A 24,046-nucleotide genomic window follows, 5' to 3' on the forward strand; every position below is an offset into this window, starting at 1 on the left:
CGGGTGGTCGGGTCGTTCGGGTGCGGGCAGGATCGGCTCGCGCATCCGTGTTCGTCCCCCTTCGGGGCTCGCCGTTCGGGTCGGTCACACGCGACTCTGGCGCGGGCCGGCCACCGAGGGGGTCAGGACTCTTGTATGACACTCCTTTAATCACCCATTTCGACGAACCACCCCGCAATACCGGCATAAGCTGCATACCCGGCTATACGGTCACCCCCATGGCTGTCGAGACCCGCGTCCTGGACGACGACTGCGAAGCGATCACCGGCTGGGGCCGCACCGCCCCCACCCTCGCGCGCGTGCACCGGCCCCGCGGGCACGCCGAGGTCGCCGAGGCCCTCCGGACCTGCGGCCCCCGGGGCGCCGTCGCCCGCGGTCTCGGCCGCGCGTACGGGGACGCCGCGCAGAACGCCGGCGGCACCGTCCTCGACATGACGGGCCTCGACCGGATCCTGACCGTCGACACGACCGCCGGGCTCGTCGTCTGCGAGGCGGGCGTCGGCCTGCACCGGCTGATGGAGGCGCTGCTGCCGCTCGGCTGGTTCGTCCCGGTCACCCCCGGCACCCGGTACGTGACCGTCGGCGGCGCGATCGGCGCCGACATCCACGGCAAGAACCACCACGTCTCGGGTTCCTTCGGCCGCCACGTGACCGCGCTCGAACTCCTCACCGCCGACGGCGAGATCCGGACGGTGCTGCCCGGGACCCCGCTCTTCGACGCGACCACCGGCGGCATGGGCCTGACCGGCGTGATCCTCTCCGCCACCCTGCGGCTGCTGCCCGTCGAGACCTCCCTGATGCGCGTGGACACCGAGCGCGTCCCCGGCCTCGACGAGCTGATGGCCCGGCTCACCGACGGCGACCACCGGTACCGCTACTCCGTCGCCTGGATCGACCTGCTCGCCCGGGGCGCCGCCACCGGCCGCGCCGTCCTGACGCGCGGTGACCACGCCCCGTACGACGCGCTGCCCCGCCGCCACCGGGCCCGCCGCGCGCCGCTCGCCTTCCGTCCGGGGCGGCTGCCCGCGCCGCCGCGACACGTCCCCGGCGGGCTGCTCGGCCGTACGTCCGTCGGGCTCTTCAACGAGCTCTGGTACCGCTCGGCGCCCCGCGCCGCCACCGGCCGCCTCCAGTCGCTGCCGGCCTTCTTCCACCCGCTCGACGGCGTCCCGCACTGGAACCGGATCTACGGGCCCGCGGGCTTCGTCCAGTACCAGTTCGTCGTCCCGTACGGGCGGGAGGACACCCTCCGGCGGATCGTGCGGCGGATCGCGGACCGGGGCTGCCCGTCCTTCCTCGCCGTCCTGAAGCGCTTCGGCGCGGGCGATCCGGGCTGGCTGTCCTTCCCCCTCCCCGGCTGGACCCTCGCCCTCGACCTCCCCACCGGCCTCCCCGGCCTCGGCCGCTTCCTCGACGCGCTCGACGAGGAGGTCGTGGGCGCCGGAGGCCGGGTCTACCTCGCCAAGGACTCCCGGGTCCGGCCGGAGGTGCTGGCCGCGATGTACCCCCGGCTCGACGAGTTCCGGGCGCTGCGCGCGGAACTCGACCCCCGGTCCGTCCTCACCTCGGACCTCGCCCGCCGTCTCGACCTCTGAGGAGTTCCCCCATGAAGGACGCCTTCGGTGCCCCGCAGTCCCTGCTCGTCCTCGGCGGCACCTCCGAGATCGGGCTCGCCACCGCCCGCCGGCTGATCGCGCGCCGCACGCGCGTGGTCTGGCTGGCCGGCCGCCCCTCCCCCGCACTGACGGCCGCCGCGGACTCGCTGCGCGCGCTCGGGGCGGACGTGCGCACCGTGCCCTTCGACGCGCTCGACACCGAGTCGCACGAGGAGCGGCTCGGGAAGGTCTTCACGGAGGGCGACATCGACATGGTGCTGCTCGCCTTCGGGGTCCTCGGCGACCAGGCGCGCGACGAGTCCGACCCGGTCGCCGCCGTCCGGGTCGCGCAGACCAACTACACGGGCGCCGTCTCGGCCGGTCTGGTGTGCGCGGGCGCGCTCCAGGCACAGGGGCACGGTTCGCTGGTGGTGCTGTCGTCGGTGGCGGGCGAGCGGGCCCGCCGCGCCAACTTCATCTACGGCTCGTCGAAGGCGGGCCTCGACGCCTTCGCGCAGGGCCTCGGGGACGCGCTGCACGGCACGGGCGTGCACGTCATGGTCGTACGGCCCGGGTTCGTGCGGTCGAAGATGACGGCCGGGCTCGCGGAGGCGCCGCTGGCGACGACCCCGGAGGCGGTCGCGGGCGCGATCGAGCTGGGGCTGCGGCGGCGCTCGGAGACGGTGTGGGTGCCGGGGGCGCTGCGGATGGTGATGAGCGCGGTACGGCACGTGCCGAGGCCGCTGTTCCGGCGCCTGCCGGTGTGACGTACGGCTCCCGCTAGGCCGTCGGCGCGGGCGTGTCCACCGGGCTGCCGCCCTGCGCCGGGACCGCCGAGATCGGGCGGCCGCTGCCGAACTCGTAGTCGTACAGCTTCCGCCACACGCCGTCCGAGCCCTGCTCGTACAGCGCGAAGGAGCGGCAGGTCCAGGCCGCCCCGTAGCCGGCGAGCTCCTCGAACGCGCGGTCCATCCCCTCCTCGGAGATGCCGTGCGCCACGGTGACGTGCGGGTGGTACGGGAACTGGAGCTCGCGCGCGAGGGGGCCGGCCTCGTCCCGGATCCGCTCCTGGAGCCGGTTGCAGCAGGGCACGCCCTCCGCCAGCGTCACGAAGACGACCGGGGAGAGCGGACGGAAGGTCCCGGTGCCTTCCAGGCGCACGGGGAACGGCTGGTGGTCGGCGGCGACGCCCGCGAGGTGCGCCTCGATCTCCGGCAGGCGCTCCTCGGGGACCTCGGTCGGCGGGACCAGGGTGACGTGCGTGGGGATGCCGTACGCGGCCGGGTCCCCGAAGCCGGCGCGCCGCTCCTGGAGCAGGCTGCCGTAGGGCTCCGGGACCGCGATCGAAACGCCGAGCGTTACGGTCCCCACGTCGTTCTCCTCCGTCGTCCGTCGAAATGTGTACGGGTGGTGCAGCGCCAGTGTGCGGCCTGCACCACCCTTTCGGCCAGGGTCCTCGGTCTCAGTGCTTGGCGGGCAGGAAGCCGATGCGCTCGTACGTCTGCGCCAGCGTCTCCGCGGCGACCGCGCGGGCCTTCTCCGCTCCCTTGGCCAGGACCGAGTCCAGCGTCTCCGGGTCGTCCAGGTATTCCTGGGTGCGGGCCCGGAACGGCGTGACGAAGTCCACCATGACCTCGGCGAGATCCGTCTTCAGCGCGCCGTACATCTTGCCCTCGTAGCTCTTCTCCAGGTCCTCGACGGACGTGGCGGTGAGCGTGGACATGATGCCGAGCAGGTTGGAGACGCCGGCCTTGTTCTCCGGGTCGAAGCGGATCACCGTCTCGGTGTCGGTGACCGCGCTCTTGACCTTCTTCGCGGTGACCTTCGGGTCGTCCAGGAGGTTGATGAGGCCCTTCGGCGTCGACGCCGACTTGCTCATCTTGATCGTCGGGTCCTGGAGGTCGTAGATCTTCCCCGTCTCCTTGAGGATGTACGGGGCCGGGATCGTGAACGTCTCGCCGAAGCGGCCGTTGAAGCGCTCCGCGAGGTCGCGGGTCAGCTCGATGTGCTGGCGCTGGTCCTCGCCGACCGGAACCTGGTCGGCCTGGTAGAGCAGGATGTCCGCGACCTGGAGGATCGGGTACGTGAAGAGGCCGACGCTCGCGTTGCCGGCGCCCTGCTTGGCGGACTTGTCCTTGAACTGGGTCATGCGGGAGGCCTCGCCGAAGCCGGTGAGGCAGTTCATGACCCAGGCGAGCTGGGCGTGCTCGGGGACGTGACTCTGGATGAAGAGGGTGCAGCGCTCGGGGTCGAGACCGGCGGCGAGCAGCTGGGCGGCGGCGAGCCGGGTGTTGGCGCGCAGCTCGGCGGGGTCCTGCGGGACCGTGATCGCGTGCAGGTCGACGACCATGTAGAAGGCGTCGTGGGTCTCCTGCAGGGCGACCCACTGGCGGACGGCGCCGAGGTAGTTGCCGAGGTGGAACGAGCCTGCGGTGGGCTGGATTCCGGAGAGCACACGGGGACTGTCAGAGGCCATGCACATCATTCTCTCAGGTGTGGGAACCGATCCCCGCCTGGCGGTGGGTGAGACCGGGAACACAGCGTGCCCCCGCGCTCCTGGGGACCAGGAGCGCGGGGGCACGGCTCTCTTCTCAGACCGGGAGGCCCGGGGCCGGGTACGCGGCCATGAGGGCGGCGACCTCGGCGCGGACGGTGGCGAGGGTGTCCTCGTCGCCGGTGCCGGCGGCGGTGACGGCGCGGTCGATCCACTCGGCGACCTCGGCCATGTGGTCCGGGGTGAGGCCGCGGGAGGTGAGGGAGGGGGTGCCGATGCGGATGCCGGAGGGGTCGAAGGGCTTCCGCGGGTCGTACGGGACGGTGTTGTAGTTGACGACGATCCCGGCCCGGTCGAGGGCCTTCGCGGCGATCTTGCCCGGGACCTGCCGGGAGGTGAGGTCGATCAGGATCAGGTGGTTGTCGGTGCCGCCGGAGACGAGGTCGAAGCCGCGGGCGAGGAGCGCCTCGGCGAGGGCCTTGGCGTTGGCGACGACGGCGTGGGCGTAGTCGCGGAAGGAGGGCTGGGAGGCCTCGCGGAGGGCGACGGCGATGGCGGCGGTGGTCTGGTTGTGCGGGCCGCCCTGGAGGCCGGGGAAGACGGCCTTGTCGAGGGCCTTGGCGTGCTCCTCGCGGGACATGAGCATGGCGCCGCGCGGGCCGCGGAGGGTCTTGTGGGTGGTGGTGGAGATGACGTCGACGTGCCCGACCGGGGAGGGGTGGGCGCCGCCCGCGATCAGGCCGGCGATGTGGGCGATGTCGGCGACGAGGACGGCGCCGGACTCGCGGGCGATCTCGCCGAAGGCGGCGAAGTCGATGGTGCGGGGCAGCGCGGTGCCGCCGCAGAAGATGACCTTCGGGCGTTCCTTGAGGGCGAGGTCGCGGACCTGGTCGAAGTCGATGAGCCCGTCGTCCTGGCGCACGCCGTACTGCACGCCCCGGAACCAGCTGCCGGTGGCGGAGACGCCCCAGCCGTGGGTGAGGTGGCCGCCCATGGGCAGGGCCATGCCCATGACGGTGTCGCCGGGCTTCGCGAAGGCGAGGTAGACGGCGAGGTTGGCCGGGGAGCCCGAGTAGGGCTGGACGTTGGCGTGGTCGACGCCGAAGAGGGCCTTGGCGCGCTCGATCGCGAGGGTCTCGACCTGGTCGATGTTCTGCTGGCCCTCGTAGTAGCGGCGGCCGGGGTAGCCCTCGCTGTACTTGTTCTGGAGGACGGTGCCGGAGGCTTCGAGCACGGCGGCGGAGACGTAGTTCTCGCTGGGGATGAGGCGCAGGGTCTCGGCCTGGAGCCGTTCCTCGGCGCCGACGAGGGCGGCGAGCTCGGGGTCGGCTGCGGCGAGCGCGGGGTGCTGCTGCTGGACGGTCATGATGCGGTCCTCCGGGCGTTCGGCGGAACGGTCCCGTGGCGAGGTGCGCACGGGACCGGGATCCCGTGATGCCCAGGCGAGCGGCACCTCGTGTGGTGGAGCGCGCTCGGCTCCCCCGGGGTCGCTTCCCCGTACGCCAGTCGCCGTGCGTGTTTCCACAGTAGCGGGCGCGCCGTCGCCGAGGTTTCCCCGTCCGGCATCCGAGCGACGATAAGAAAGGGGCCACAGCCCCTGGGTCACCCCCGATCCGCAGGACGAACGGAGATCCCGTGTCGAGGACAGAAGACGCGATCGCTTCCGCGGACGCGCACAGCGCTCACAACTACCACCCCCTCCCGGTCGTCGTCGCCTCGGCGGACGGCGCCTGGATGACCGATGTCGAGGGCCGTCGCTACCTCGACATGCTCGCCGGGTACTCGGCGCTCAACTTCGGGCACGGCAACCGGCGTCTGATCGACGCGGCGAAGGCGCAGCTGGAGCGGGTGACGCTGACCTCGCGCGCCTTCCACCACGACCGCTTCGCCGACTTCTGCGCGCAGCTGGCGGAGCTGTGCGGCAAGGAGGCGGTGCTGCCGATGAACACGGGGGCGGAGGCGGTCGAGACGGCCGTGAAGACCGCCCGGAAGTGGGGGTACGAGGTGAAGGGCGTGCCGGACGGGCACGCGAAGATCGTGGTCGCGGCGAACAACTTCCACGGCCGGACGACGACGATCGTGAGTTTCTCGACGGACCACGAGGCGCGGGACCACTTCGGGCCGTACACGCCGGGGTTCGAGATCGTGCCGTACGGGGACCTGACGGCGATGGAGGCGGCGGTCACCGAGAACACGGTGGCGGTGCTGCTCGAACCGATCCAGGGCGAGGCGGGGGTCCTGGTCCCGCCGGCCGGCTATCTGGCGGGGGTGCGGGAGCTGACCCGCCGGCGGAACGTGCTGTTCATGGCGGACGAGATCCAGTCGGGTCTGGGCCGGACGGGGCGGACGTTCGCGTGCGAGCACGAGGGGGTCGTGCCGGACGTGTACATCCTGGGGAAGGCGCTGGGCGGCGGTGTGGTGCCGGTGTCGGCGGTGGTGGCCGACCGTGACGTCCTCGGGGTGTTCCGGCCGGGTGAGCACGGGTCGACGTTCGGCGGGAACCCGCTGGCGTGCGCGGTGGCCCTGGAGGTGATCGCGATGCTGCGGACGGGCGAGTTCCAGGAGCGCGCGGCGGAGCTGGGCGAGCACCTGCACGCGGAGCTGGGGCTGCTCGTGGGCGGCGGTGCGGTGGAGGCGGTGCGCGGGCGCGGTCTGTGGGCCGGGGTGGACATCGTGCCGTCGAAGGGCACGGGCCGGGAGATCTCGGAGAAGCTGATGGCGCGTGGGGTCCTGGTGAAGGACACGCACGGTTCGACGATCCGGATCGCTCCGCCGCTGGTCATCTCGAAGGAGGACCTGGACTGGGGTCTGGAGCAGCTGAGGGGGGTGCTCTCGGACTGACGGGGTCCGTTTGAGGGAGGGCGGGGAGCGGTCCGGTCCGGACCGACCCGGACCGCTTCCAGAGGGCTGCGGGCGCTCCGGTTCGGACCGCCCGGGTCCGCTTCCGGAGGGTGGCGCGAGGTCAACTCGGCGCATTGACAGGGCACTTGGTCTAGGCCAATGATGCCGCCATGCCGAGACTCCGTCTGCGTCACGCCGTGCGTGCCGCGCTCGCCGCCCTCGTCCCGCTCGCGCTCCTCGGCGCGGTCGCCGGACCCACGCACGCCGCCCCGGAGGCGGCCTGGCCCGAGCCCGTCCCGGTGGTCTCGCACGTCGAGACCACCGACCCGGTCGTCTTCATCACCATCGACGACGGCTGGTACCACGACCCGGCGGCCGCGAAACTGCTGCTCGACCGCCGGGTGCCCGCCTCGCTGTTCCTGCTCCCGGGGGCGTACTCGTACGACTCCGGCTACTTCCACACCCTGCTCGACCAGGGCCGCTCCCGCGTCGAGAACCACACCGTCGGCCACCCGGACCTGACCACCCTCGACGCCGCCGGGCAGAAGGCGGAGGTCTGCGGGGCCCGTGACCGGCACCTCGCGGAGTTCGGCGACGGGCCGCGGCTGCTGCGCCCGCCGTACGGCACGTACGACGCGACCACCCGGACCACCGCCCGCGCCTGCGGGGCGAAGGCCCTGGTGACCTGGACGTACGACCTGACGACCTGGGGCCAGTGGACCCCGCCGACCCCGTCGCTGAAGGCCGGCGACATCATCCTGCTGCACTTCAACGAGACGGTGACGCAGGACCTCCGGCGGGCCCTGGACGCGGCCGAGGCCGCCGGTCTCACGCCCGCGCCGCTGCGGGACTACGTCCCCGAGTAGCCGCTACAGGATCACGTGCGGGAGGAAGCGGGCGTACTCGTCGGTGACGAGCCCCGCCGACTCCCGGATCCCGAGCCCCGCCGCCTCGTCCTCGACGACCCACGCGCCGAGCACCACCCGGTTGCCGTCGAAGTCGGGCAGCGGGGCCAGCTCCTGGTAGCAGCAGGCCTCCCCGTCCCGTACGAACGGCTCCGTACCGGCCTCGTGCAGGGTGACGCCCGCGCCCTCGCGGCCGAGCAGCGGCTTGGCGACCCAGCCCGCGGTGGAGGCGAGTTCGCGCGGCCCGTCGAGGTAGGCGGGCAGCAGGTTGGGGTGGTCCGGGTTCAGCTCCCACAGGATCGCGAGCAGCGCCTTGTTGGAGAGCAGCATCTTCCAGGCCGGTTCGATCCAGCAGGTCGTGCCGGTGCCGCCGCCGTTGTCGAGGGTGTCCAGGACGTGCCGGCCGAAGCGGTCGGTGGTCAGCCACTCCCACGGGTAGAGCTTGAAGCAGCTGCGGAGGAAGCGGAGCCGGTCGTCCACGAAGCGGCGCGAGAGCCGGTCCCAGCCGATCCGCTCGACGGAGAGCATCTCGGTGTCGAGCCCGGCCTGCTGGGCGGTCTCGCGCAGGTACGCGACCGTCATCAGGTCCTCGCCGAGCTCGTCGCCGTCCGAGTGGGCGAAGTGGACGGGGCCGGGCGGCAGCAGCGGGGCCTGGCGCCTCCAGGCGTCGACGAGCCGCTCGTGGAGGGAGTTCCACTGGTCGGCGCCGGGGAACCGTTCCTCCATCCAGAACCACTGCGGGCTCGCGGCCTCCACGAGGGAGGTCGGGGTGTCGGCGTTGTACTCCAGCATCTTCGCCGGGCCCGTGCCGTCGTAGCGCAGGTCGAAACGGCCGTACAGGGAGGGGAGTTCGGCCCGCCGCCGCCAGGACTCGGCGACGAGGCCCGCCAGCCTCGGGTCGGTGATCCCGAGCTCGGCGAAGCGGTCGTGCTCGACGATGTGCGCGGCCGCCGCCAGACACAGCGCGTGCAGCTCCTCGACGACCTCCTCCAGCGCCTCGACCTCGGGCAGCGAGAAGGAGTAGTACGCGCTCTCGTCCCAGTACGGGCGCAGCGAACCGTCCGGGTGGCGGGTCAGCGGATAGACGAGACCCTGCTCCTCGACGGTCTGCTGCCAGCCGGGCCGGGGATCGATGGTGTGCCGTTCCATGGTGCGTGCCTGCCCGCCTCAGCCGCCGCCGGTGCCCGAGCAGCCGAAGCCGCCGGTGTCGACGGCGGTCTTGTCGAAGCTGCCGCCGCTCACGCGCTTGTCGCGGACGGAGCCTCCGTAGTAGTACGCGCCGCGGGTGGTGCTGCCGTTGTCGTCGTCGCTGCCGCCTCCGCCGCTCTCGCAGCGGTAGCTGGGCAGCTCCTCGCGGGTCAGCGGGTCCACGCACCGCCGGTCCGGCTCCGAACCGCACGCGGTGATCGTCGCCGCGAGCACACCCATCCCGCCGAGCACCACCGTGCTCGACCTCAGCCTGCGCATGTCCGCCGCCTCCCCTTCACCGCGCCACGTCTTCACCGCGCCACGCTTCCGCCGCGTCACGTCCTCGCCGCGTCACGCCCTTCGCGACCGCACAGTGTAGGCCGGTGATTTTCGGCCTCAGGATCTAGAGTCCTTTCGTGCTACTCGGGATGATTTGCGCGCTCGCCTCGTCCGTCTGCTTCGGCGCGGCCTCGGTGCTCCAGGCGATGGCGGCCCGCGCCGCCGAGCCGGGGACGGGCGGCGGCGTCGACGTCGCGCTGATGTGGCGGGCCCTGCGGCAGTGGCGCTATCTCGCCGGCCTCGGGGCGGACGGCCTGGGCTTCGTGCTGCAGATCGTGGCGCTGCGGACGCTGCCCATCTACGTGGTGGGCGCGGCCCTCGCCGCGAGCCTGGCGGTCACGGCGGTCATCGCCTCCCGTGTCCTGAACGTGCGGCTGCGCCGGGTGGAGTGGTGGGCCGTGGCCGTGGTCTGCGCGGGGCTCGCGATGCTGGCGCTCGCCTCCGGCAAGGAGGGCCACCGGGACGGCTCGGAGGCGCTGCGCTGGGCGCTGCTCGGGATCTCCTTCGGGGTACTGCTGCTCGGCGTCGTGGCGGGCCGGCTGCCGGAGCGGTCCCGTGCCCTCGTCCTCGGCCTCGGGGCGGGGTTCGGCTTCGGGGTGGTCGAGATCGCCGTCCGGCTGATCGACGGCATCGACTTCACCGACCCCGTCTGGTACGCGCTCCTCGTCGGCGGCGGGGCCGCGTTCATGCTGCTGACCTCGGCGCTCCAGCGCGGCTCGGTGACGACGGCGACGGCGGGCGCGGTGCTCGGCGAGACGATCGGACCCGCGATCGTCGGGGTGGCGTGGCTCGGGGACCGTACGCGGGAGGGGCTCAACTGGCTGGCGATCCTCGGTTTCGCCGTGGCGGTGGCGGGCTCCCTGACCCTGGCCCGCTTCGGCGAGGCTCCCGCGCCGGAGCCGGCCCGGGAGCCGGTCAGCCCGTCGTGAGGTCCCCTTGCGGCAGCACCCCGCACAGGGCCTGGAGCGCACCCTGCCAGCCGCTGTCCGGGGGTGTGGCGTAGCCGACGACGAGGCCGTCGAGGGTGGGCGGCACCGTGGGGCGGCGGAACCGGTTGACGCCCTGGACGGCCAGGCCGCGCCAGGCGGCGGCCCGGAGGGTGGCCTGCTCGGTGCCGGGCGGCAGGGCCAGGACGGCGTGGAGGCCGGCCGCGATGCCGCTGACCCGGGTCTCCGGCGAGTGCGCGGCGACGGCCGCCACCAGTTGGTCGCGGCGTCGCCGGTAGCGCAGCCGCATCGCCCGTACATGCCGGTCGTACGCCCCCGAGCGCAGGAACTCGGCGAACGCCAGCTGGTCCGGCGCGCTCGACGACCAGTCCGCGGCCCCCTTCGCCGCCGCGACCTCCTCGGCCAGGCCCTGCGGCAGGACCATCCAGGCGAGGCGGAGTCCGGGCGCCAGGGACTTGCTCGCGGTTCCGAAGTAGACGACGCGCTCGGGGTCGAGGCCCTGGAGCGCGCCGACCGGCTGCCGGTCGTAGCGGAACTCCCCGTCGTAGTCGTCCTCCAGGACGAAGCCGCCGGAGGCCCGCGCCCAGTCGACGACGGCCGCCCGCCGGTCCGGGGGCAGGGCGCCGCCCAGCGGGTACTGGTGGGCGGCCGTCATGAGGACGGCCCCGCATCCGTCGAGCCCGGACAGCTCGTCGGTCCGCGTGCCGCGCTCGTCGAAGGAGAGGACGGGGGTGCCGAGTCCGGCCCGGCGCAGGAGGTCGTCGTGCAGCCAGAGTCCGTACGACTCGACGGCCACGTCCCGCACGCCCCGGGCCCGCAGCACCTCGCCGATCAGCGTCAGGCCGTGCACGAAGCCCGCGCAGATCACGATCCGCTCGGGCCTGGCGTGCACGCCCCGGGCGCGGGCGAGGTACTCGGCGAGGGCGGTGCGCAGTTCGGGGCGGCCGCGCGGATCGCCGTACCCGAAGGCCTCGTGCGGGGCGTCGGTGAGGGCCCGGCGGTACGCCTTGAGCCACTCGGCGCGCGGGAAGGAGGCGAGGTCGGGGGTGCCGGACTGCAGGTTGTGCACGGGCGCGCCGGGCCGGGCCCGGCCGGTGGCCGCCGACGGGGGCGAAGGGAACGACGGCGCCGGCGTCCGGGGCGCGGCGCGGCGGGCGACGCGGGTCCCGGAGCCCTGCCGTGCGGTGAGCCAGCCCTCGGCGACCAGTTCGGCGTAGGCGTCGGCGACGGTGTTGCGGGCCATTCCGAGGTCGGCGGCGAGCGAGCGGGAGGACGGCAGCCGGGTGCCGGCCTCCAGGCGCCCGCTGCGGACCGCCTCTCGCAGGGCGTCCATCAGGCCGGCGCGAAGCCGGGTGCCGCGGAGTTCCAGATGGAGGTCGGCCCCGAAAGTGGACCAGTCGTTCGCCATGGAAATGGACCATACCCCTGCGCCACCCGGCTCGTACGGTGGACGGCATGACGACCACCACGAGCACCGCCGTGTACGCCCACGAGCACGCCCCCCGCCTCCCCCTCGCCGAGCACGTCCCCGAGTTCTACCGGGCGATGCTCCGGTTGGAGGCGGCGGCCGCGAAGGACCTCGACCCGACGCTGTACCACCTGATCAAGCTCCGGGCCTCGCAGGTCAACCGCTGCGCGTTCTGCATCGACATGCACAGCAAGGACGCGCTGGCCGAGGGCGAGAGCATCGAGCGGATCGTGCAGCTGGCCGCCTGGGAGGAGTCCCGGCACTTCTACACCGAGCGCGAGCTCGCCGCGTTCGCGCTGACCGAGGCCGTCACCGTCCTCACCGACGGCTTCGTGCCCGACGAGGTGTACGCGCGGGCCGCCGAGCACTTCGACGAGACCGAACTCGCGCGGGTCATCGCCGCGATCGTCACGATCAACGCCTGGAACCGGATCGGCGTCACCACCCGCATGACGCCCGGCCACTACACCCCGAAGGCCGCGTCGTGAGCGCCGAGGTGCTGCGGGCCCTGCACCGGGACCGGCCCGCGGACCGGCCGCTCGTGCTGCCGGGACCGTGGGACGCGGCGAGCGCCCGCACCTTCGAGGAGGCCGGCTTCCCGGCCCTCGCCACCCCGAGCGCGGGGATCGCCGCCTCTCTCGGGTACGAGGACGGGGCGACGCCCGCCGAGGAGATGTTCGCCGCGGTGGCGCGCATCGTCCGGGCGGTGTCCGTCCCCGTCACGGCGGACCTGGAGGGCGGCTACGGGCTGTCCGCCGCCGAACTCGTCGAGCGGGTGCGGGAGACCGGCGCGGTCGGCGTGAACCTGGAGGACGGCGACGGCGCGGGCGGGCTCAAGGACCCCGGGGCGCACGCGGAGTGGCTGGCGCAGGTACGGGCGGCGGCCGGGCCCGGGCTCTTCGTGAACGCGCGCGTCGACACGTACCTCCGCGAGGGCGTCGCCGATCCGGCCGGGGACGCGGTCGCCCGCGCCCGCCTGTACGCGGAGGCGGGCGCGGACTGCGTGTACCCGATCATGGCCCCGGCCGCCGACCTGCCGGGCCTGCGGGCGGCCCTCGGCGACCTGCCGATGAACGCCCTGTCCCTCCCGGACGGCCCGTCCTTCGGCGAGCTCGGCCGCCTGGGGGCGACCCGCGTCACCTTCGGCCCCGGCCTGCTGCTCCGGTCCCTGCGCGGGCTCGCGGACCTGGCGGCCGAGGTGCGGGCTCAGTAGTCCCCGGGACGGAAGAACTCCAGGGCCACGCGGAGCCGTTCGCGCTGCTCGGGCCAGTCGGCCTCCGGGCCGGCGGCCAGGATCGCGTACTGGTTGCCGTCCGGGGCCGTGAAGGCGCGGTCGACGACCTTGCGGCGGCCGCCCTCGCGGTCGTACGCGTACACGAGCTCGGCGGAGTCGGCCGGCGCGCCGGCCTCGCCGGAGACCCGCCCGAGGCTGATCTCGGAGTACCCGGGCTTGTTGGTCCGCCCGTCCTCGGAGGCCCCGCGCAGCGCGTCGTACGGCGTCATGCCCGCGCCCTCGATGACGAAGACCTGGATCAGGCTCCGCCCGTCGGGCGCGTTGTAGAACACGCCCTGCTCGTTCTCGGTCCGGTTCCAGCCCTCGGGAACGGCGATGGTGAAGCCCTTGAGGTCCTGCTGGGCGCGGTAGCCGGGCGGGGGGACGTCGTCGAGGGGCGTGTCGGAGGGAGAGGGGGTCTCCGAGGGGGCCTGGTCCGGGGACTCGCTGCCCGTGGCGGTGGCGGTGGCGGTGGCCGAGACGGAGGCCGGAGGCCCGGCCGCCGGGCTCTTCCCGCCACCGCCCCACACCATCCAGCCCGCCACGGCACCCCCCACGACGACGGCCCCCGCCACCCCGGCCACGAGAACACCCCACGGCCGGGGCCGGGCCGCCGGGACGGGCGGCCCGGGGTACTGCCGGCCACCGGAGTCGTGGACGAACTCCGGGGCGTAGCCCGGAGGAGGAGGCGGAGACGCCACGGCCCCGGCAGCCGACCCGGGCCGGGCGAACGCGGGCCCGGCGGTCACACCGCCGTCCGGGACCACGGGTCCAGCACTCCGGCCGGGCCACGGGAGCACGGGTTCAGAGGCCTCGCCGCCCTGCGGGACCACAGGTCCGGCAGCCTCGCCGCTCTCCGGCACCACTGGTCCCGGAGCCGCGCCGGCCTCCGGGACCACGGGTCCGGCCGTCGTGCCGCCCTGCGGCACCACAGGCGCCGGGGCCCCGGCGCTCCACGCGGGCGCAGGAGCGGTCCCCGCGGTCCCCGGCTCCACCGCCTCCCAGCTCTGCGTCTCGTCGTTCCAGCGGGCCTTGCCGGTCATCTCATCCTCCGAGCAGGGCGCCGACGGCCTGGCCGACGGCCACGCCCGAGGCGAGGATGCCCGTCACCGCGCCCGCGTCCGTGAGGGCGCGGCGCAGGGCGGCGAGGCGGCCGGTGCCCGCGCTGCCGGTGCCCTCGATCTCGTCCTCCGCGTCGGAGAGTTCGGCGTCGAGCGCGGCCGTCTGCTCCGAGGGGACGACGCCCCCCAGGTCCGCGCGGAGCCGGCGGATGGCCTGGAGGAGCTCCTCCTGCCGGGCGTCGCGGGCGGGCTCGGAGCCGTTCACCGTGCTGGTGACGGTGTTGTTGTCGCCGATGACGACGTTGCCACTGGTGTTGGTGACGTGAATGCCGTTCCCCGTGTTGTCAGCCACGGTCGCCTCCGGTCGTGGAAGTGGTGAAGGTCTTGCTGGTCACGGTGTTGTGGTGGCCGACGGTCACGTTCCCCTTGGTGTTCTCGATGAACGTGCCGCCCTCCGCCACGTGCACGATCTTCTGCTCGAACTCGGCCGTCTCGTAACCGGCTTCGCGCAGCGCGAGCGTCACGCCGTTCGCGACCCGGTCCTGCACGCTCTTCAGGTAGCGGCTGACGTCCATCTCCTGGAAGAGGGAGGCCTCGTCGTCGGAGCCGAGCTCGCGGACCGAGGCCCACGGCCCCTCGGGCAGCGCGCCCGCGTGGCCGCCGGTGAGCACGCGCCACAGCTGGACGACGGAGCGGCCGATCGTGACGAGGGCGTCGCCGGCCGAGCGCGGGGTCCGGCCGAGCGCCCAGACGGCCTTGCCGAAGTAGTGGTTGTGCCGGTAGCGATGGGCGATCCGGTCCGCGTACCGGTAGAGCGGCTTCACCGGCCGCAGGACGTGCGGGGCGACCTCCAGCATGAGCATGCCGCCCTGGGTGTGGACGCGGACGAAGACGGTGGTGACGATCTCCTCGCCCCAGCCGCCGACCCGGATGCGGAGGAAGTGCCGACGGGTCTCGCCGCCCTCCTCGATGGAGCGCGAGCGGTGCGCCTCGAAGCCCTCGGGGGTGTACGGGGCGTCCGTGCGGGCCGGCAGTCCGTCGACGGGCAGGAAGACCACCTCGTCGATCTCCAGCTCGCGCAGCCGGTCCCGTACGGCGGCCTGGAGCTGCGGCGAGCCGTGCGCGGAGGGCACGCGCAGCGCCTCCAGGAGGGGGACGACGTGCCGCAGGACGGCGCTGTTGTCGAGCGGTTCGGGCATCTTGTCGTCGAGGTTCTTGCGGGGACGCAGCTCGACGGAGAGCGACCAGGGCTCGTACGCGGAGCCGGCGCCGCAGAACGGGTCGTGGGAGCCGTACATGATCAGCCGGGCGTGCTGTTCGACCCGGATCCGGTCGCGCAGCCGGCGGAAGCGGGCGCCCTCGGCCTGTTCGGCCGGGTCGGAGCGCTGGTCGGCGAAGCGCTCGCGGGACAGCTCCTGGGTGAGCGCGCGGGCGAACTGGCCGCGCTGGACGGCGACCGCCCAGGCCACGAGGAGCGGCACGGCGATGGTGATCCACACCTCGAGCGGGCCGACCTGCCACAGCTCCTCGGCGACGAAGCTGATCGCGAGGGCGAGGAATTCGCCCGTGTCGGAGAGCGCGCCGACGGGCTCCCAGCCCGACTCGTCGTCGGCGAACGCGAGGGCGAGGAGGAACAGCGCGGACTGGGCGAACATCAGCCGTCCGTACCAGCGCAGCAGGAACGCGGCGACGACCCGGTACACGGGGGCGACGGCGGGGCCGCGCACCCAGCGGGCGAGGGAAAGGATCAGGTAGGGGGTGAGGACGAGCGCGATCAGGCCCTTGGTGAGGGGGATCGCGACGATCCAGAGGGCGAGGATGCCGGCGGCCCAGGCGAGTTCGACGCGGCGGGCGCGCAGCGCGTGGGCGAGGACGCGGCTCGCGTCGTGGCCGAGGGAGGGGGCGGCGAAGCGCTCCTCGTGGACGTACAGCTCGTCGATGACCGCGTCACGGAACCGGTCGTCGAGGTACGTGCCGGCGCAGAGCAGCCGGGTCGCCTCGCTGGCGGCGGGTAAACGGCGCGGGTCCACGGCGGCGGACGGCGGTCCGCTGGGCTGGTGAGGTACGAACGACTGCGCCAAAACTCCCCCGATTGAGTGGAACTGTCCATGTTTCCCGCCGAGTTGGCCAGGAACCGGTGGGACAGCATAGGGGAGGCGGACACTCCGCGTCGGCCCGGAAGAACGACGCCCCCGGGCCGTACGGTCGGTCGTACGGCCCGGGGGCGCCGAGAGTGTGAAGCTGCGGTCAGCTTCGGGTCGGACTCAGATGAGGCCGAGCTCGCGCACCGCGTCGCGCTCCTCGACGAGCTCCTGGACGGAGGCGTCGATGCGGGTGCGGGAGAACTCGTTGATGTCCAGGCCCTGGACGATCTCGTACTTGCCGTCCTTGCAGGTGACCGGGAAGGAGGAGATCAGGCCCTCCGGGACGCCGTAGGAGCCGTCGGACGGAACGCCCATGGAGGTCCAGTCGCCCTCGGCGGTGCCGTTGACCCACGTGTGGACGTGGTCGATGGCGGCGTTGGCGGCGGAGGCCGCGGAGGACGCGCCACGGGCGTCGATGATCGCGGCGCCGCGCTTGGCGACGGTCGGGATGAAGGTGTCGGCCAGCCACGCCTGGTCGTCCACGACCTCGGCCGCGTTCTTGCCGGCGATCTCCGCGTGGAAGACGTCCGGGTACTGGGTCGCGGAGTGGTTGCCCCAGATGGTGAGGCGCTTGATGTCCGTGACCGAGGAGCCGGTCTTCTGGGCCAGCTGCGTCAGGGCGCGGTTGTGGTCCAGGCGGGTCATGGCGGTGAAGCGCTCGGCCGGGACGCCCTTGGCGGCCGACTGGGCGATCAGGGCGTTGGTGTTGGCCGGGTTGCCGACGACGAGGACCTTGATGTCGTCCGCGGCGTGGGCGGCGATGGCCTCGCCCTGCGGCTTGAAGATGCCGCCGTTGGCGGCGAGCAGGTCGCCGCGCTCCATGCCCGGGCCACGCGGGCGGGCGCCCACGAGCAGACCGATGTTGGCACCCTCGAAGCCCTGGTTCGGGTTGTCGAAGATGTCGATGCCCTTGAGCAGCGGGAAGGCGCAGTCGTCGAGCTCCATGGCGGTGCCCTCGGCGGCCTTGACGCCCTGCGGGATCTCGAGGAGGCGAAGCTTGACCGGCACGTCCGCGCCGAGCAGGTGGCCGGAGGCGATGCGGAAGAGCAGCGCGTAGCCGATCTGGCCGGCCGCGCCGGTCACGGTGACATTCACGGGAGTGCGGGTCATGGCGATCTCCGTAAGACAGCTGGCGGTGGGGGTCCCTGCCCCTGGTGCTGGACAGCTCCCCTGATCGACGATCGATCACGTGATCGATCGGTGTCTCGACGTGAAGAGATATCCAGCGGTCAGGCTATCCGACCCGGACCCCCGCGAATCCCCATCCCCTTGTGGTCCGGCTCACTGCCACCCGTCCGGGGACGGTCACCGGCGGTGAATGCGGGGCCGAGATAGCGGAATGGTCACTTCCGTGCCACAGCGCGCCGACGGAGCTTGTACCCGGCTCGGCGTGCACATGACCCTTGAACACGACGGCGCCCGCCCTCCCACGGGGGAGAGGGCGGGCGCCGTGCCGCACGACCCGTGCGGCTAGGTGACCGTGAGGTGGAGGACGTCCTCCAGGAACGGGATCCGCAGCCACGGGTGCGGCTGCACCATGAGCGCGAACAGCACGATCAGGCCGCCCATCACCCCGTACGTGATCATGTCCGTGAAGCGGGAGCGGACGGCCAGCATGCCGACGGACGGCAGCACCCGCCGCATCGCCGCGCCCGTGAGGAGCGCCGTCCCGACCAGGATCGCGCCGACCCGGAAGGCCTGCGGGAACGGGTCCGTCCCCACCACGAGCAGGCCGAGCCCGGCGAGCACGAGGACGGCGAGCAGCGGCCACTGGCGCGCGGGCGCCGGGGCGTCGCCGGGGGCCGCCCGGCCGCCGCCCTCGGGGCGCGCGGTGTCGGTGGTGAGCCGCTGCCGCGGACCCTTCACGCCGTCCTCCGCGGCGACGCCGGCGGCATCCGCGCCGCCCGCGCCGTTCACGGCTTCCGCGCCGTCCGGGTTACCGGGTGTCCCCGGGGTCCCGGAGGTCACCTCAGAGCGCCGCGGCCGCGCGCTCGGCGGCCTCGACGACGTTGACGAGGAGCTGCGCACGGGTCATCGGGCCCACGCCGCCGGGGTTCGGGGAGATCCAGGCGGCCACCTCGGCGACGCCCGGGTCCACGTCGCCGACGATCTTGCCCTCGCCGTTGCGGGAGACGCCGACGTCGAGGACGGCCGCGCCCGGCTTCACGTCCTCGGGCTTGATCAGGTGCGGCACGCCGGCGGCCGCGACGATGATGTCGGCGTTGCGCAGGTGCGACGAGAGGTCCCGGGTGCCGGTGTGGCACTGGGTCACGGTCGCGTTCTCGGAGCGGCGGGTCAGGATGAGCGGCATCGGGCGTCCGATGGTGACACCGCGGCCGACGACGACGACCTCGGCGCCGTTGATCTCCACGCCGTGGGCGCGGAGCAGGGTGACGATGCCGTTCGGCGTGCAGGGCAGCGGCGCGGGCTCGTTGAGGACGAGGCGGCCGAGGTTGGTCGGGTGCAGACCGTCCGCGTCCTTGGCCGGGTCCATGAGCTCCAGGATGCGGTTCTCGTCGATGCCCTTGGGCAGCGGCAGCTGGACGATGTAGCCGGTGCAGGCCGGGTCCTCGTTGAGCTCCCGTACGACCGCCTCGATCTCCTCCTGGGTGGCGGTGCCCGGCAGGGTGCGCTGGATCGAGGCGAGGCCGACCTGCGCGCAGTCCCGGTGCTTTCCGGCCACGTACTTCTGGCTGGCCGGGTCGTCGCCGACCAGGATCGTGCCGAGTCCGGGCGTGATGCCCTTCTCCTTGAGGGCCGCCACACGGACGGTGAGATCGGACTTGATCGCGGCTGCGGTGGCCTTGCCATCGAGAATCTGGGCGCTCATGGAGACATCCTCCCGGATGACCCCCGCGTTGTTCCAATTCGCCCGGGCGGAGCGGCCGGCGATACGGAGCGACAGGTTGCACTTGCACAACTTCGGTACGTATCGACTGGACAAAATCTCGCCGTTGCCACCACGATGACCGCGCAGTATCGCGGAAAGTGCCGGGGGGTATCCGCTCACATGCCGTGAAAGTCCTCCGCCCGGGCCGCGTCGTCCCCGCACAAGGAAATTCACGGAGGAACCCCTCGATGAGCTTCGGCGATCCGAACAACCCCTACGGCCAGCCGCAGGACCCGAACCAGCAGCAGCCCGGCTACGGCTACCCGCAGCAGGCCCCGCAGGGCGTTCCCCAGCAGGGCTACGGCTACCCGCAGCAGCAGCCGGGCGCGTACCCGCAGGCCCCGGGCACCCTGCAGGCGAACAACGGCTACATCAGCGTGCACGGCCTCGGCACGGTGCAGGTCGCCTCGATGGGTCTGCGGTTCGGCGCGCGCCTGATCGACAGCGTCGCCATCGGAATCGTCTACTGGGTCCTGACGGCCATCGGCCTGGCCGGCGTGGTGGGCGCGACCGAGAGCATCGACGACTGCAGCGGCATGGACCCGATGTCCGATGCCTACAACACCTGCATCAACAACGCGGCGCAGCAGGCCGGCGAGGCCGCCGGCAGCATCTTCGCCGCCTTCTTCGCCGCGCTCTTCCTGCTGTTCATCGCCACCCTGCTCTACGAGTGGCTGATGATCGCCTTCGTCGGCGCCACGCTCGGCAAGATGGCGCTCGGCCTCCGCGTCGTCAAGGAGAACACGGGCGGCAAGCCGGGCCTCGGCGGCGGCTTCATCCGCTGGATCATCCCGATGCTCGGCGCGATCGTCTGCGGCATCGGCCAGCTCGTGGTCTACCTGTCGCCGTTCTTCGACAGCACCGGCAAGACGCAGGGCTGGCACGACCGTGCCGCCGGCACGCTCGTCATCAAGAAGTAGTCCCGCAGCGGGTCCCCCGCTGCTCCGAGGGCCGTCCGGCACAGCGCCGGGCGGCCCTCGGCCGTTGTCCGCGGCCTCGGGTCCGTTTCAGGACCGCTTCAGGACCGCTTCAGGACCGCGAAGCCGTCCGAGCGGTAGGTGATCTCGTACCGCGCCTCGGGGTGCAGCTGCGCGGCCAGCTGTGCCGGATCCGACACCTGCTGCCCCCAGCCGCGCAGGTCGAAGGCGAGGTAGTCCGGGGTGGCGCCCTTCGACGTGCCCACCCAGTAGACCCGGTGGCCGGCCGTGAGGTGCGCGAGGAGCGAGACGTCCGCCTCGACGCTCGCCCCCTCCGGCACGGCGTCGACCGCCGCCCGCGCCTCCAGGGTCCGGCTGTCCGTCTTGTACGTCTCCGGCTTCGTGAGCTCCCGCAGCGGCAGGTTCGCGGCGAGGACGAGCCCCACCGCCGTCGCCACCGGGATCACGACCTTCCCGTACGAGACGAGCCAGGCGCGCGGCGAGGTGCGGACCGAGCGGACGCCGTCCACGAGGGCCAGGAAGACGACGGGCATGAGGATCGCGCTGTAGTGCCAGTGCATGCCCCAGTGGTTGGGGTCCTGGGAGAGGAAGCGCCAGCCGAGGGTCGGCAGGACGAGCAGGATCAGCGGGGAGCGCAGGGCGAGGAAGCCGGTGATCGCGAGCAGGTAGAACACCATCTCCCACCGCTCGCCCGAGGCGAGGGCGTCGCCGACGACCTGCCCGAAGGAGGTGTCGGCGCCCTGGCCGGTCTTCTCGATCTTGGACCAGTAGTCGTACTGGCCGAGCTTGCTCGCCGCCGGGATCAGGACGAGGACCGTCAGCGCGAAGGCCGCCGTGCCGAAGCCCGCCAGGGCCGCGCCCAGCTTCTTCTGCCCCTTCAGGAAGAGGACCGCGCCGACCATGGCGACGGTGAGGCCCATGTCCTCCTTGACCAGGACGAGCGGGGCCGACCAGACGGCGGCCGCGGTCCAGCGCCCGAGGAGCAGGGCCCGGCACGCCAGGGCGAGCAGCGGGACGGCGAAGGCGATCTCGTGGAAGTCGGACCTGACGGCCTCCTGGAGGCCCCAGGACAGCCCGTACGCGATCGTCAGGCCGATGCCGGCGGCCCGGCTGCCGAGGATCTGCTGGGTGGTGCGGCCGACGACGACGGCGGAGGCGGCGAAGAGCGCGGCCTGCCCGAGGAGCAGCGAGGCCGGGGAGGGCCAGATCCAGTAGAGCGGCGCGAGCAGCGCGGTGACGGGGCTGAAGTGGTCGCCGAGTATCTGGAAGCCGGGGCCCTTGATGTCGACGACGGGCGCGCGGAACTCGGCGTACGCCCTGACCGACTGCCCGAAGATCCCGAGGTCCCAGGAGGGCGTGCGGAAGTGCGTGTACTGCACCCAGGAGTAGAGGAAGTACAGGCCGCAGAGGACGCCCGCGAGGATCAGGTACGGGCGGAGGGGGGCCGGGGAGAGGCCGCCGGACGGCTCGGCGTCGGTGGACTCCGCCGCGGGCCTGTTCAGTACGTCCAACACCACGTCCCCCACTACCGGCGGCCGACAAAAGAGCCAACCCATTAGACCAGAGTCCACCCGATCGGCGGAGTCGCCGCGGCAAGCGCACAGGGCCCCCGCGAGCGCGGGAGCCCTGTGTTCAGCGTGGGGTCACCGTCAGTGGAAGAAGTGACGCGTGCCCGTGAAGTACATCGTCACGCCGGCCTTCTTCGCCGCCTCGACGACGAGCTCGTCGCGCATCGAGCCGCCCGGCTGCACGACCGCCTTCACGCCGGCCGCGGTGAGGATCTCCAGGCCGTCGGGGAAGGGGAAGAAGGCGTCGGAGGCGGCGTACGAGCCGCGCGCCCGCTCCTCGCCCGCCCGCTCGACGGCCAGCTTCGCGGAGTCGACGCGGTTGACCTGGCCCATGCCGACGCCGACCGAGGCACCGTCCTTGGCGAGCAGGATCGCGTTGGACTTGACCGCGCGGCAGGCCTTCCAGGCGAAGGCGAGCTCGGCGAGCTCCTCGGCGGAGAGCGCCTCGCCGGTCGCGAGGGTCCAGTTCGCCGGGTCGTCGCCCTCGGCCTGGAGGCGGTCGGTGACCTGGAGGAGGGCGCCGCCGTCGACGGGCTTGACCTCGACCGGGTTGGCCGGGGCGCCCTCGGCCTTCAGGACGCGGATGTTCTTCTTCTTGGCGAGGATCTCGACCGCGCCGTCCTCGTAGCCGGGGGCGACGATGACCTCGGTGAAGATCTCCGCGACCTGCTCGGCCATCGCGACGGAGACCGGGCGGTTGACGGCGATGACGCCGCCGAACGCGGACAGCGGGTCGCAGGCGTGCGCCTTGCGGTGGGCCTCTGCGACGTCGGCGCCGACCGCGATGCCGCACGGGTTGGCGTGCTTGATGATCGCGACGCAGGGCTCGGCGTGGTCGTACGCGGCCCGGCGCGCGGCGTCGGTGTCCGTGTAGTTGTTGTAGGACATCTCCTTGCCGTGCAGCTGCTCGGCCTCGGCGAGGCCGCCCGTGCCGTCGACGTAGAGGGCGGCGCCCTGGTGCGGGTTCTCGCCGTACCGCAGGACGTTCTTCCGGGCGTACGTGGCGCCGAGGAAGTCCGGGAAGCCGGAGTCGTCGGCGGCCGCGTAGTCGTCGGCGAACCAGGAGGCCACGGCCACGTCGTACGCGGCGGTGTGCTGGAAGGCCTCGGCGGCGAGCCGCTTGCGGGCGGTCAGGTCGAAGCCGCCGGCCTGGACGGCGGCGAGCACGTCCGCGTACCGCTCGGGGCTGGTGACGATCGCGACCGACGGGTGGTTCTTGGCGGCGGCGCGGACCATCGATGGGCCGCCGATGTCGATCTGCTCGACGCACTCGTCCGGGGTGGCGCCGGAGGCGACCGTCTCGCGGAACGGGTAGAGGTTCACGACGACGAGGTCGAAGGGCTCCACGCCGAGCTCGGCGAGCTGCGCGCGGTGCGACTCCAGGCGCAGGTCGGCGAGGATGCCGGCGTGCACGCGCGGGTGGAGGGTCTTGACGCGGCCGTCGAGGCACTCGGGGAAGCCGGTGAGCTCCTCGACCTTGGTGACGGGGACCCCGGCGGCGGCGATCTTCCCGGCGGTGGAGCCGGTGGAGACGAGCTCGACACCGGCCTCGTGCAGACCGCGGGCCAGCTCCTCGAGCCCCGTCTTGTCGTAGACGCTGACCAGCGCGCGGCGGATGGGCTTAACGGTGTCCGTGTTCACCGACATGAACCTTTCGTCCCTCAATGCGGTAGCCGTGCCGGGCGAGACGCCCCACGACGTCGACGAGCAGCGAGCGCTCGACTTCCTTGATGCGCTCGTGCAGAGCGGCTTCATCGTCCTCGTCCCGCACCTCGACCACGCCCTGGGCGATGATCGGGCCGGTGTCGACACCGTCGTCGACGAAGTGGACGGTGCATCCGGTGACCTTCGCGCCGTAGGCGAGGGCGTCGCGCACCCCGTGGGCACCGGGAAAACTGGGCAGCAGCGCCGGGTGGGTGTTGACGACCCGGCCGCCGAAGCGGGCGAGGAACTCCTTGCCGACGATCTTCATGAAACCGGCCGAGACGACGAGGTCCGGCTCGTACGCGTCGGTGGCCTCGGTCAGCGCGCGGTCCCACTCCTCGCGGGTCGCGTGGTCCTTGACCTTGCACACGAAGGTCGGCAGCCCGGCGCGCTCGGCGCGCTCCAGGCCGACGATGTTCTCGCGGTCGGCGCCGACGGCGACGATCTCGGCGCCGTATCCCTCGGGGTCGGCGGCGATGGCGTCGAGGAGGGCCTGCAGATTGGTACCGGACCCGGAGACCAGGACGACGAGGCGGGCGGCAGCCACTGGGTCACTCTTTCCGTGGTGTTTGTACGGTCGTACGAACGAATCGTGCCCCTCGATACGGGGAACCCTACGAATGGCCCGACGGCAGCAACGATACCGGCACACAGGACGGCCCCCACGGGACGGGGGCGGAGCAGGGCGGTA

General features: G+C 72.8%; 23 protein-coding genes and 1 riboswitch. Of the genes, 8 read left to right on the plus strand and 15 right to left on the minus strand.

The window, feature by feature from the left end; all coding sequences use genetic code 11:
• Positions 1-218: 218 nt before the first annotated feature.
• Together ACFYX3_RS02710 and ACFYX3_RS02715 are read left to right on the plus strand one after the other, a co-directional pair.
• Positions 219-1,595 carry an FAD-binding protein gene (locus ACFYX3_RS02710; protein ID WP_389007366.1) on the plus strand — a complete coding sequence of 459 codons (1,377 nt, stop codon included), beginning with the start codon at positions 219-221 and terminating at the stop codon, positions 1,593-1,595.
• Positions 1,596-1,606: 11 nt separating this feature from the next.
• A complete protein-coding gene (locus tag ACFYX3_RS02715) occupies positions 1,607-2,362 on the plus strand; it encodes a decaprenylphospho-beta-D-erythro-pentofuranosid-2-ulose 2-reductase (RefSeq protein WP_382655204.1) in 756 nt (251 codons plus the stop codon).
• A gap of 13 nt (positions 2,363-2,375) precedes the next feature.
• Here ACFYX3_RS02715 and ACFYX3_RS02720 read toward each other — a convergent pair whose 3' ends face one another.
• The 3 genes from ACFYX3_RS02720 to glyA form a co-directional block, all read right to left on the minus strand.
• Positions 2,376-2,966, minus strand: a complete 591-nt coding sequence (locus ACFYX3_RS02720) for a 2'-5' RNA ligase family protein (protein ID WP_376589481.1) — start codon at positions 2,964-2,966, stop codon at positions 2,376-2,378.
• A 91-nt stretch (positions 2,967-3,057) separates the two neighbouring features.
• A complete protein-coding gene (gene trpS, locus ACFYX3_RS02725) occupies positions 3,058-4,071 on the minus strand; it encodes a tryptophan--tRNA ligase (protein WP_389007369.1) in 1,014 nt (337 codons plus the stop codon).
• Positions 4,072-4,186: 115 nt separating this feature from the next.
• A complete protein-coding gene (gene glyA, locus ACFYX3_RS02730; protein ID WP_389007371.1) occupies positions 4,187-5,455 on the minus strand; it encodes a serine hydroxymethyltransferase in 1,269 nt (422 codons plus the stop codon).
• 63 nt (positions 5,456-5,518) lie between these two features.
• Positions 5,519-5,609: riboswitch (ZMP/ZTP riboswitch) on the minus strand.
• A gap of 115 nt (positions 5,610-5,724) precedes the next feature.
• On the opposite strand from glyA, the gene rocD reads away from it, so the two are divergent.
• Both rocD and ACFYX3_RS02740 read left to right on the plus strand, forming a co-directional pair.
• Positions 5,725-6,930 (plus strand): ornithine--oxo-acid transaminase, encoded by a 1,206-nt coding sequence (rocD, locus tag ACFYX3_RS02735; RefSeq protein WP_116159251.1) that lies wholly within the window; start codon positions 5,725-5,727, stop codon positions 6,928-6,930.
• A gap of 170 nt (positions 6,931-7,100) precedes the next feature.
• On the plus strand, positions 7,101-7,796 hold the full coding sequence (locus ACFYX3_RS02740) for a polysaccharide deacetylase family protein (protein WP_389007374.1): 696 nt from the start codon (positions 7,101-7,103) through the stop codon (positions 7,794-7,796).
• Between the two features lie 3 nt (positions 7,797-7,799).
• Here the strand turns inward: ACFYX3_RS02740 and ACFYX3_RS02745 are convergent, their stop codons facing one another.
• Positions 7,800-8,984 carry a glutathionylspermidine synthase family protein gene (locus ACFYX3_RS02745; protein WP_389007376.1) on the minus strand — a complete coding sequence of 395 codons (1,185 nt, stop codon included), beginning with the start codon at positions 8,982-8,984 and terminating at the stop codon, positions 7,800-7,802.
• Between the two features lie 18 nt (positions 8,985-9,002).
• Positions 9,003-9,302, minus strand: coding sequence for a hypothetical protein (locus ACFYX3_RS02750; protein ID WP_389007378.1), 300 nt, complete (start codon positions 9,300-9,302; stop codon positions 9,003-9,005).
• Between the two features lie 149 nt (positions 9,303-9,451).
• Between ACFYX3_RS02750 and ACFYX3_RS02755 the strand changes: the two genes are divergently transcribed.
• Positions 9,452-10,291 carry a hypothetical protein gene (locus ACFYX3_RS02755; protein ID WP_389008082.1) on the plus strand — a complete coding sequence of 280 codons (840 nt, stop codon included), beginning with the start codon at positions 9,452-9,454 and terminating at the stop codon, positions 10,289-10,291.
• On the opposite strand, the gene ACFYX3_RS02760 is transcribed toward ACFYX3_RS02755, so the two are convergent.
• Positions 10,278-11,717 carry a PLP-dependent aminotransferase family protein gene (locus ACFYX3_RS02760; RefSeq protein ID WP_389007380.1) on the minus strand — a complete coding sequence of 480 codons (1,440 nt, stop codon included), beginning with the start codon at positions 11,715-11,717 and terminating at the stop codon, positions 10,278-10,280. The genes ACFYX3_RS02755 and ACFYX3_RS02760 overlap by 14 nt on opposite strands.
• Positions 11,718-11,764: 47 nt before the next feature.
• Here ACFYX3_RS02760 and ACFYX3_RS02765 point away from each other — a divergent pair, with 47 nt between their 5' ends.
• Complete coding sequence (locus ACFYX3_RS02765; protein WP_389007382.1) at positions 11,765-12,265, plus strand: carboxymuconolactone decarboxylase family protein; 501 nt, start codon at positions 11,765-11,767, stop codon at positions 12,263-12,265.
• Entirely contained in the window at positions 12,262-12,990 is a 729-nt protein-coding gene (locus tag ACFYX3_RS02770; RefSeq protein ID WP_389007384.1) for an isocitrate lyase/phosphoenolpyruvate mutase family protein, read from the plus strand. The genes ACFYX3_RS02765 and ACFYX3_RS02770 overlap by 4 nt, the downstream gene beginning before the upstream one ends.
• Here the strand turns inward: ACFYX3_RS02770 and ACFYX3_RS02775 are convergent.
• The 6 genes from ACFYX3_RS02775 to ACFYX3_RS02800 all read right to left on the minus strand — a co-directional run bounded on the left by ACFYX3_RS02775 (position 12,984) and on the right by ACFYX3_RS02800 (position 19,085).
• On the minus strand, positions 12,984-14,093 hold the full coding sequence (locus ACFYX3_RS02775; RefSeq protein ID WP_389007386.1) for a hypothetical protein: 1,110 nt from the start codon (positions 14,091-14,093) through the stop codon (positions 12,984-12,986). The genes ACFYX3_RS02770 and ACFYX3_RS02775 overlap by 7 nt on opposite strands.
• A 1-nt stretch (position 14,094) precedes the next feature.
• Positions 14,095-14,463 (minus strand): hypothetical protein, encoded by a 369-nt coding sequence (locus tag ACFYX3_RS02780; RefSeq protein WP_389007388.1) that lies wholly within the window; start codon positions 14,461-14,463, stop codon positions 14,095-14,097.
• Complete coding sequence (locus ACFYX3_RS02785) at positions 14,456-16,192, minus strand: hypothetical protein (protein ID WP_389007390.1); 1,737 nt, start codon at positions 16,190-16,192, stop codon at positions 14,456-14,458. Before ACFYX3_RS02785 ends, ACFYX3_RS02780 begins: the two co-directional genes overlap by 8 nt.
• 183 nt (positions 16,193-16,375) lie before the next feature.
• Positions 16,376-17,365 carry a malate dehydrogenase gene (locus ACFYX3_RS02790; RefSeq protein ID WP_389007392.1) on the minus strand — a complete coding sequence of 330 codons (990 nt, stop codon included), beginning with the start codon at positions 17,363-17,365 and terminating at the stop codon, positions 16,376-16,378.
• Positions 17,366-17,725: 360 nt separating this feature from the next.
• Positions 17,726-18,223: a DUF3017 domain-containing protein gene (locus ACFYX3_RS02795; RefSeq protein WP_389007394.1), complete on the minus strand. Its 498-nt coding sequence runs from the start codon at positions 18,221-18,223 to the stop codon at positions 17,726-17,728.
• A gap of 1 nt (position 18,224) precedes the next feature.
• Positions 18,225-19,085: a bifunctional methylenetetrahydrofolate dehydrogenase/methenyltetrahydrofolate cyclohydrolase gene (locus tag ACFYX3_RS02800; RefSeq protein ID WP_382655163.1), complete on the minus strand. Its 861-nt coding sequence runs from the start codon at positions 19,083-19,085 to the stop codon at positions 18,225-18,227.
• 248 nt (positions 19,086-19,333) lie between these two features.
• Between ACFYX3_RS02800 and ACFYX3_RS02805 the strand changes: the two genes are divergently transcribed.
• Positions 19,334-20,065: an RDD family protein gene (locus ACFYX3_RS02805; RefSeq protein ID WP_389007396.1), complete on the plus strand. Its 732-nt coding sequence runs from the start codon at positions 19,334-19,336 to the stop codon at positions 20,063-20,065.
• 98 nt (positions 20,066-20,163) lie between these two features.
• Here the strand turns inward: ACFYX3_RS02805 and ACFYX3_RS02810 are convergent, their stop codons facing one another.
• From ACFYX3_RS02810 to purN, 3 genes are all read right to left on the minus strand, one after another.
• Entirely contained in the window at positions 20,164-21,597 is a 1,434-nt protein-coding gene (locus ACFYX3_RS02810) for a DUF2079 domain-containing protein (protein ID WP_389007398.1), read from the minus strand.
• Between the two features lie 135 nt (positions 21,598-21,732).
• Entirely contained in the window at positions 21,733-23,298 is a 1,566-nt protein-coding gene (gene purH, locus ACFYX3_RS02815; RefSeq protein ID WP_359507463.1) for a bifunctional phosphoribosylaminoimidazolecarboxamide formyltransferase/IMP cyclohydrolase, read from the minus strand.
• Positions 23,273-23,902: a phosphoribosylglycinamide formyltransferase gene (purN, locus tag ACFYX3_RS02820; RefSeq protein WP_359507466.1), complete on the minus strand. Its 630-nt coding sequence runs from the start codon at positions 23,900-23,902 to the stop codon at positions 23,273-23,275. The genes purH and purN overlap by 26 nt, the downstream gene beginning before the upstream one ends.
• Positions 23,903-24,046 lie beyond the last annotated feature (144 nt).

Origin of the sequence: Streptomyces sp. NPDC002463 (assembly GCF_042889835.1) — a bacterium.
GTDB classification, from domain to species: domain Bacteria; phylum Actinomycetota; class Actinomycetes; order Streptomycetales; family Streptomycetaceae; genus Streptomyces; species Streptomyces nymphaeiformis.